The organism is Syntrophales bacterium, from assembly GCA_030655775.1.
Lineage (GTDB): Bacteria > Desulfobacterota > Syntrophia > Syntrophales > JADFWA01 > JAUSPI01.
This window is the reverse complement of record JAUSPI010000156.1, coordinates 1-8,237: the sequence shown is the minus strand read 5'-3', so window position 1 is coordinate 8,237 and position 8,237 is coordinate 1. Positions and strand designations below refer to the sequence as shown.

Annotated in this window: 8 protein-coding genes; 4 read left to right on the top strand and 4 right to left on the bottom strand. The window is 43.5% G+C overall.

Features of this window, described 5'->3' with window-relative positions; all coding sequences use genetic code 11:
- Positions 1-781: 781 nt before the first annotated feature.
- Complete coding sequence (locus tag Q7J27_08595) at positions 782-1,960, top strand: pyridoxal phosphate-dependent aminotransferase (protein ID MDO9529205.1); 1,179 nt, start codon at positions 782-784, stop codon at positions 1,958-1,960.
- A gap of 9 nt (positions 1,961-1,969) precedes the next feature.
- Here the strand turns inward: Q7J27_08595 and Q7J27_08590 are convergent, their stop codons facing one another.
- The 4 genes from Q7J27_08590 to Q7J27_08575 form a co-directional block, all read right to left on the bottom strand.
- The gene (locus Q7J27_08590; GenBank protein MDO9529204.1) at positions 1,970-3,124 is read right to left on the bottom strand and encodes an iron-containing alcohol dehydrogenase; all 1,155 of its coding nucleotides are present in this window, start codon (positions 3,122-3,124) and stop codon (positions 1,970-1,972) included.
- Between the two features lie 276 nt (positions 3,125-3,400).
- A complete protein-coding gene (locus tag Q7J27_08585; GenBank protein MDO9529203.1) occupies positions 3,401-3,679 on the bottom strand; it encodes an acylphosphatase in 279 nt (92 codons plus the stop codon).
- Between the two features lie 268 nt (positions 3,680-3,947).
- Positions 3,948-5,966, bottom strand: coding sequence for an NAD-dependent DNA ligase LigA (ligA, locus tag Q7J27_08580; protein ID MDO9529202.1), 2,019 nt, complete (start codon positions 5,964-5,966; stop codon positions 3,948-3,950).
- Complete coding sequence (locus tag Q7J27_08575) at positions 5,966-6,232, bottom strand: hypothetical protein (GenBank protein MDO9529201.1); 267 nt, start codon at positions 6,230-6,232, stop codon at positions 5,966-5,968. The genes ligA and Q7J27_08575 overlap by 1 nt, the downstream gene beginning before the upstream one ends.
- Before the next feature lie 371 nt (positions 6,233-6,603).
- Between Q7J27_08575 and Q7J27_08570 the strand changes: the two genes are divergently transcribed.
- The 3 genes from Q7J27_08570 to Q7J27_08560 are packed head-to-tail and all read left to right on the top strand — an operon-like array spanning position 6,604 to position 7,913.
- A complete protein-coding gene (locus tag Q7J27_08570; GenBank protein MDO9529200.1) occupies positions 6,604-7,086 on the top strand; it encodes a metallophosphoesterase family protein in 483 nt (160 codons plus the stop codon).
- Positions 7,087-7,136: 50 nt separating this feature from the next.
- A complete protein-coding gene (locus tag Q7J27_08565) occupies positions 7,137-7,580 on the top strand; it encodes an HIT domain-containing protein (GenBank protein MDO9529199.1) in 444 nt (147 codons plus the stop codon).
- Positions 7,581-7,595: 15 nt separating this feature from the next.
- Positions 7,596-7,913, top strand: a complete 318-nt coding sequence (locus Q7J27_08560; GenBank protein MDO9529198.1) for a lipopolysaccharide assembly protein LapA domain-containing protein — start codon at positions 7,596-7,598, stop codon at positions 7,911-7,913.
- Positions 7,914-8,237: the final 324 nt, after the last annotated feature.

Genomic DNA, 8,237 nt, shown 5'->3' with positions numbered 1-8,237 from the left:
GTCACCCAAAATCATGTCCTGAACTTGTTTCAGGATCATTCAGGGTCTCTAACTTACTGAGATAATTAGATGCTGAAACAAGTGAGATCCTGAAACGAGTTCAGGACGACAAATGGTGCAGTTTATGACTTTTTACGAGACCATCATTTTTGCAAAGCTAAAAAAGATGGTTTTGTATCTTGTCATTCTGAATTTATTTCAGTATCTCAGGAGACCCTGAAACAAGTTCAGGGTGACATTTGTGGTATTGTTCAGGGTGACGAAGAAACCATCAATCATTGATGACAGGAGGAATAAGGGTATTCTGGCATACCTATAATTCCCTCTCCTTTGGTGGGTTCCACACATATTCCCCTCCCTTAATGGGAGGGGTTAGGGGAGGGTGACAGGGGAACAAGACAAATTTTCACCCCCACCTTAATCCTCCCCCATCACGTGCAGCGCAGGCGCTTGCGCCGCGTGAGGGGGAGGCGAGAGATTAAGATGCCCCGCCTTGTAGGCGGGGTAATTTACTTAAAAAGAGTTTACATTCGATGAGGTATAAGCTATCAATTGTGGCAAATTATTATGTCGTGTCATGTATCAAGTGTTTTCCCCGATCGGGGTCGAGGACAAGGATGTGAAAGAAAGTTGAACGCCACCAATGTCATTCCCGCGAACGCGGGAATCCAGTGTTTCTGGCTACTTCGGCGCTTCTGGATTCCCGCTTCCGCGGGAATGACGGCCATCTTTGCGACATTACATAGATGACAGGACATTAGTGTTAAAAGAGGAGTCTGTTATGGCTGTTTCCCGAAAAATTGAAGGTTTTATATCCCAGTCTTCCTGGATAAGGAAGATGTTTGAGGATGGTGTCAGACTTAAAAAAGAGTACGGTGCAGAGAATGTCTTTGACTTCAGCCTTGGGAATCCCAATGTCCCCCCGCCTGCGCGTTTTAAAGAAGTACTGCGAGAGATTGCCGGAGAAGATATTCCCGGGATGCATAGTTATATGCCTAATGCCGGTTATCCGGAAACAAGGGAAGCCATCGCAGCGTATCTCACCAAGGAGCACACCGTTTCCCTTTCTGCAGAACACATTATTATGACATGCGGGGCAGGAGGTGCGCTAAACGTAATTTTGAAGACCCTTCTCGATCCGGGAGATGAAGTGCTTATCCCTACCCCATGTTTTGTTGAATACAAGTTTTATGTAGATAATTATGGTGGCGTTACTAAGCTCGTGGAAACTAAGAATGACTTTTCACTTGACCTTACGGCGTTAGAAAATGCCATAACGGGAAAAACAAAAGTTGTTTTGATAAACTCACCCAACAATCCCACAGGAAAAGTTTATGACGAAGAATCGATAAATGGGCTGGCGGATTTACTCGATGAGAAGGGCAGGGGATACGGAACAAAAATTTACCTTGTTTCCGATGAACCATACAGCGCAATTGTCTATGATGGTGTAAAGGAGCCGAGTGTGCTAAAAGCGTATAAAAACAGCATTATAGCAACTTCTTATTCGAAAACTGTATCCATCCCTGGAGAAAGGATAGGCTTTATAGCAGCAAGTCCGGAACTTTCCGATCTTGAAAAGATTATGAGCGGCATGGTTCTATGCAACAGGATACTCGGTTTTGTCAATGCACCCGCCCTGATGCAGAGGGTGATAGCAAAGATGCAGGGAATAAGGGTTGATGTAGAGGAATACAGAAGAAAGAGAGAACTGCTCTGTGAAGGCCTTTCGTCTTTGGGATACAGATTTGTCAAGCCTGAGGGAGCATTCTATCTATTTCCGAGTACACCTATAGAAGATGACATCGAATTTGTCAGGTTGCTGCAGAAGAAGAACATCCTGACCGTTCCCGGCACCGGATTCGGAAAACCCGGGCACTTCAGGATCGCCTATTGTGTTGATGATGCTACCATTATTAACTCGATGAAGGGGTTCGGCGAAGTGATATCTTCGCTATAGCCTTCCCGATCAGGCACAGAGAGCCAGGATCTCTTCGATTTCCTGTTTGCCGATTGCCCGGTGTTCACCGAGTTTTACGCCGCGTTGTTCAAACCGTTCGGCAACGGTCATACAGTCAGATGGAGTAATGTTATAATCGCTCAGTCTGGTAGGCATTCCGACACTTCTGAAGAATTCAACCGTTTGGGTAATTGCGGCATCGATCGTTTCGTCATGGCCGAGGCCTTTGATTTTCCATACGCGCTGTGCATACTGAACAAGCTTTGGACCTTTTTGCTGCTTCTGGTGCTGCAGGACCGCAGGTAGTACAATAGCCAGGGACTGACCGTGATCGAGTCCATGAAGCGCCGTAAGTTCGTGGCCTATCATGTGAGTTGACCAATCCTGAGGAACACCGCAGGCAATTAAGCCGTTCAGGCCATGAGTGGCACACCATACGAGGTTGGCCCGCACGTCATAGTTGTTTGGGTCTTCTAAAACTTTCGGAGCTTCTTCGATAAGCGTCAACAGAATGGCCTCGGCCTGTCGATCTTGCAGGGGCGTGTTCGCATCATATGTCAGGTATTGTTCAAGAACATGGACGAAGGTGTCTACGATGCCGTTGGTGATCTGACGTTCGGGGAGTGAGTATGTTGTTTCGGGATCCAGAATTGAAAATTGCGGGTAGACATGTTTGCTGGAGAACGGCAATTTTTCCCGGGTTGATTCGCGTGAAATAACGGCAATCGAGTTCATCTCCGAACCCGTGGCAGGCAGGGTTATTACGCACCCGATGGGTACAGCGGAAGTGACAGGTGCTCTCTCGCCGAGGATATCCCATGGGTCGTTCCCCTCGTATCTGATAGCTGCGGCGATAAACTTTGTGGCATCCAGTACGGAGCCTCCACCTACCGAGAGGAGAAAATCAACTCCTTCGATTTTCGCTTTTTTTACCGCCTCCATGCAGGTTTCATAGCGTGGGTTTGGCTCGATGCCGCTGAACTCGACAACCGAATGTCCCTTCAGCGCGTCCATAACCTGATCATAGACACCATTTTGCCGGATAGAACCACCTCCATAGGTCATCATGATTGTTTGATCCATTTTTACCAGGTTTACCAGCTTCGCTATGGTTCCCCTGCCGAAAACAACTTTGACCGGATTGTGATATACAAAGTTAAGCATGGTTTTGCATCGCTCCTCTCAAGAAGTGAAAGCTGTGTGCTGAACAGAAAATCTATCCAATAGTTAATATCTGATGGTCTCGTAAAAAGTCTTTTTTTGTCGCCCTGAACAATACCACAGTCACCCTGAACTTGTTTCAGGGTCTCCTGAGATTCTAAGCGAGATTCTGAAATAAATTCAGAATGACAAGAGTGGATGCTGAAATTGATCCTGAAACAAGTTCAGGACATGGTTCAGCATGACAAATGGTGCAGTTTATGACTTTTTACGAATGCATCAATATCTGATTCTGAAATCTTCAAATTCTTCCGTATAAATTTCTTCGATAATTTCAATATCTGTGACTGTGGCAAAAGGCGGCCCTTTTCTGCACCATTCAATCATTGTGTCGACATTCCCCTTTTCCCCCTCAAACACCGTATCAACCCTTCCATCCGGGACGTTTCTGACCCAACCTGTCAGGTTGAGAGAGTCGGCCTTGCTTTTTGTTTCCGCCCTGAAGAAAACACCCTGGACCCTGCCCGTAACAAAAACATGAACTTTTTTCATAACCATTTATTACTCAACCTATTCAGAATGGAAATAAGAGAGCTTTGAAAAATGCCCTCTTTCTGTCATTCCCGCGAAAGCGGGAATCTATAACTAATTGAGAATACTGGATTCCCGTTTTCACGGGAATGACAATTTAGGCTATTTCCGGCAAAATTCAAAGGTCTCAATAACTGAATCCCCGATCAAGTCGGGGATGACCATTAATGCTAAGTTGCATTCATTTTACCCTTGTAGACAGGCGAGGACGCCTGTCCTACCCCTGTGGTATATTTCAAACTTTCCCAACAAACTTTAAAAACTCCTCCTCATCAAGGACAGGTATACCCAAATCTTTTGCCTTATCATATTTGGACCCCGGAGATTCTCCCGCAACAACATAATCGGTTTTTTTCGTAATGGATGACGAAACATCACAACCCAGGGATTCAACGATTTCCTTCGCTTTGTTCCTGGAAAGGCTCTTCAAGGTACCTGTAAAAACAAAGGAGCTTCCTGAAAGAGCATCCGATTCTTTTGAAATGGTTTCCTTAGGTTTAACGCCGGCCTTCCTGAGTTTTTCTATTACTTTCTGGTTAGAGGTTTCCCTGAAAAACTCTGTTATGCTTTCCGTGATTTCGGGTCCGATTCCGTTTATTGTTTGGAGCTTTTCTTCAGTTGCGTTTCTCAGGTTATCAAGATTTTTAAATTCTCTGGTCAGAATCCTGGCGATATGTTCTCCTACATGCCTTATTCCCAGAGCGAAGATAAGCTTTTCAAGAGGCGGGTTTTTCGATTGTTCCAGCGCTTTAAGGAGATTCGTTGCAGATTTATCCGCCATCCTTTCAAGCTTTGTCAATTTTTCCTGAGTCAGGTAGTAGAGATCTGCAGGATCCTCTATAGTTTTTGTGTCTAATAGTTGTGAGACCAGCTTTTCTCCCAGTCCCTCTATGTCCATGCCGCCTCTGGAAGCAAAATGTCTTATATTTTCCCTGATCCGGGCAGGACAGGCAAAGCCGATACACCTGTGGGCGACTTCACCTTCAAGCCTGACAATTCTGGAACCACATTCGGGACAGTTAGCCGGTATCCTGAAAAGTTTTTCGCCGCCGCTTCTCTTTGATTCGATAACCTTCACAACCTCCGGTATTACATCTCCGGCACGCTGGATGATGACCGTGTCGCCAACCCGGATATCCTTTTTGTCTATCTCGTCCTGATTGTGGAGGGTGGCCCGGCTGACCATGGCCCCGCCCACACTGACCGGTTTCATCAGAGCCACGGGGGTGAGCACCCCTGTTCGTCCAACCTGAACCTTGATATCCTCGATTACTGTTGTTTCCTGGGAGGCAGGAAATTTACACGCAACGGCCCATCGGGGGCTTCTCGAAACAGCACCAAGGCGATTCTGGACATCAAGTGAGTCAACCTTTATAACAACGCCGTCAATTTCGTATGGGAGTTCGTTTCTGATGCGAACCATATCATGGTAATACTCAATACATTCACCGACATTTTCTGCCTGTTTGATATGAGGATTTACCTTAAACCCCCATTTTGAAAGGGTTTGCAGAACCTCCTGGTGTTTTTGAAAGGATTTTCCTGTTAGAGCTCCTATCCCATAGCAGAAGATGTCAAGTGGCCTTTTTGCTGTTATCCTGGAGTCAAGCTGACGGAGAGAACCTGCTGCCGCATTTCGTGGATTGGCAAAAGGAGGATCACCTTCATTCAGTCTGCGCTTGTTCAGTTTTTTGAATGCATCAATCTCTATATAAACTTCTCCCCTTATCTCAATCTCCTCGGGGATGGGGGCATCTCTGTTTTCTGTTAATTTCAGGGGAACGGAGCGCATGGTTTTTATATTCTGAGTGACGTTTTCCCCCACACTTCCGTCTCCTCTCGTCAATCCGGCCGTCAGAATGCCCTTTTCATAGATCAGGTTGACGGCTACACCGTCAAGCTTGGGTTCTATAACAAAGGGAAAATTCTCACTGCTGTGCAAGAAACGCTTTATGCGCTCATCAAATTCTCTTATATCTGCTTCGGAAAAGGCATTTGAGAGGCTTAACATGGGGGTGAGATGAGTGACTGTATTGAACTTTTCAAGAGGAGTTGCCCCAACACGCTGGGTGGGAGAGGCTGTGACGTCAATGTAATCTGAAAATTTTCTTTCCAGAGCGATCAACTCCAGCATAAGGCCGTCATATTCCGCGTCAGATATCTCGGGGTCATCAAATCGATAGTACCGTTCGTTATGATGAATGATCTGATTTCTCAGATCTTTTATTCTTTTTATGGCAAGTTCTTTTTCCATTATTTGACGAGTTTTAGATCAGGTTTCTTTTTGGGGGGTCTTTTGTTGCCCGGGTGACCTTTACGAGAACTGAGAATATGTTCATTGAAGATCTGGTTTTTTGCCCTGACAGAATTGATAATAAAAAAGATGATCACCGATTTTTCCCATTCCTTGCCGGTATCAAATTGTTGCATCCTCAATTTATACTTTTTCCACAAACTGTTGAGTGAGGCCTCATCCAGTGCAAGAATTTTTTCGGCAATCCTGTTTAAAGTTGATTCCACTTCCTTGACTCCTGTTCCATCTTTGATGTGAAATATTATATGTCTCTACACGAAAAGTCAAATCGAAAGCATGAATAAACGTTAAGCGATCAGCAAACAGTTTCCAGTTTTGTGTTTAACCGTTGGTTATTGCTGAATACGGATGACTAAAAGCCCTAAAATAGACATTGAAAATAAAGTCTGTCCTCCCTATCCCGTAGGACAGCCGTCTCGGCTGTCTAAGCGATTCACCATTATGGACAGGCGGGACGCCTATCCTACTGTGTTGGAAGGGTCAATGTCTATTTTGGGGAAAAGCAAAACTCTTGCAAACAATACTCTATTTGTGTTATATCGACATAGTTCTTTCCAGTTTTCCGGAGGTTTCTTAAATGAAAATAGGGGTTATTTCGGACACGCACCTTAAAAGTTACGACGACAGACTCGGGATAATCATGGAGGATTATTTTGGTGATGTCGGTTTGATCTTGCATGCAGGAGATCTGGTTGATATCAGTATTCTTGATGCGTTTGATGGGAAAGAAGTAAAGGCGGTCTGCGGTAATATGGATCCGCCTGAGGTGAAAAAATTACTCCCTGATAAACTGGTTCTTGATCTCAATGGTTATAAGGTAGGTCTGATTCATGGTTGGGGTATACCTTTCGGTATAGAAAAAAAGTTGAGAAAAAAATTTGGTGATATAGATTGTCTGGTTTATGGACATACTCACAGGGCTGTCAATATGGTCAAGGACAATGTTCTTTTTTTTAATCCGGGATCAGCTATTGACAAGAGATTCTCAGAAAATAATACAATCGGAATACTTGAAATAAGCGATAAAATCACAGGGGAAATAATAGAACTTAAATACTAATAGTAGAGAAAAAACGCTTCAAAATGAAAAAAATATTTGCTCCCTGGAGAATGGAATATATAAAGAGCGATAAACCAAAGGGATGTATTTTTTGCAAGGATTCAATCAGAGATGATGAATTTGTCCTTCATGAGAAAGAATATTCCTTCGTTATGATGAATAAATATCCTTATATTAATGGACATTTATTAATCGCTCCTTTCAGACATGTAAGCAATCTGGAGGATCTGACTTCTGACGAACAAATGGAAATATTTGATATCCTTGGTATCTCGGTAAAAGCTTTGAAGGAAACAATGAAACCCGAAGGATTTAACATAGGAATGAATCTGGGAAAGGTTGCAGGAGCAGGGGTAGATGACCATATTCATGTGCATGTTGTTCCGAGATGGAATGGTGACACCAACTTTATGACGGTTTTGGGGGAAACAAGGGTTATTCCTGAAGATATTAAAAAAACGCTGGAGGTATTATTACCGTATTTTAGAAATTAAAACAGGAGGTCAAGAATGAAGCTTTTTTACACTATTATTATTACGGTTGTTTTGTTGCTTGTGGTGTCGTTTTCGGTGCAAAATACTGCCGAGATTCAGCTTAAATATTCAGTTCTTAATTGGGCTGTAAGTGAGTCGATGCCTCTATATTTATTAATTTTCATATCATTCTTTGCGGGAATAATTCTTGCAGGATTTTTGGGAATAGTAGAAAGGTTCAGGTTGGCAAGGGTAGCAAAAAAATTAAATAAAAAGATTAAAAAGTTGGAAAAAGAGTTTGGTGCAGGCGAGAGTCTTACGGCTGTAACGGAAGCTGAATCTTCTGACGAATAATTATAATTGGTGACCTCACCCGCTTTTTCGAGTTGCCCTTGGTCGCTTTGTAAGAAGTCATAAAGAGTGTACCATTTGTTATGCCGAACTTGGTTTAGTATGAGAGCTTTGAATAACTATCATTATCTGTCATTTCGACCGTAGGGAGAAATCTTAACAGATGCGAATCATTAAGATTTCTCGTCATTAATACTCCTCGAAATGACAAAATTCAAAGGTCTCAGTATGAGAGCTTTGCATAATACCAATATTGTCATTGCGAGTAAAGCGAAGTAATCTCGTAACATATTGACAATTCATAAGATTGCCGCGTCGCTAAAGCTC

Bases quoted from the DNA above. Each gene is read 5' to 3' on its own strand.
- Q7J27_08560 (MDO9529198.1), top strand. From the start codon at position 7,596: ATGAAGCTTTTTTACACTATTATTATTACGGTTGTTTTGTTGCTTGTG.
- Q7J27_08595 (MDO9529205.1), top strand. From the start codon at position 782: ATGGCTGTTTCCCGAAAAATTGAAGGTTTTATATCCCAGTCTTCCTGG.
- Q7J27_08570 (MDO9529200.1), top strand. From the start codon at position 6,604: ATGAAAATAGGGGTTATTTCGGACACGCACCTTAAAAGTTACGACGAC.
- Q7J27_08590 (MDO9529204.1), bottom strand. From the start codon at position 3,124: ATGCTTAACTTTGTATATCACAATCCGGTCAAAGTTGTTTTCGGCAGG.
- ligA (MDO9529202.1), bottom strand. From the start codon at position 5,966: ATGGAAAAAGAACTTGCCATAAAAAGAATAAAAGATCTGAGAAATCAG.
- Q7J27_08565 (MDO9529199.1), top strand. From the start codon at position 7,137: ATGGAATATATAAAGAGCGATAAACCAAAGGGATGTATTTTTTGCAAG.
- Q7J27_08585 (MDO9529203.1), bottom strand. From the start codon at position 3,679: ATGGTTATGAAAAAAGTTCATGTTTTTGTTACGGGCAGGGTCCAGGGT.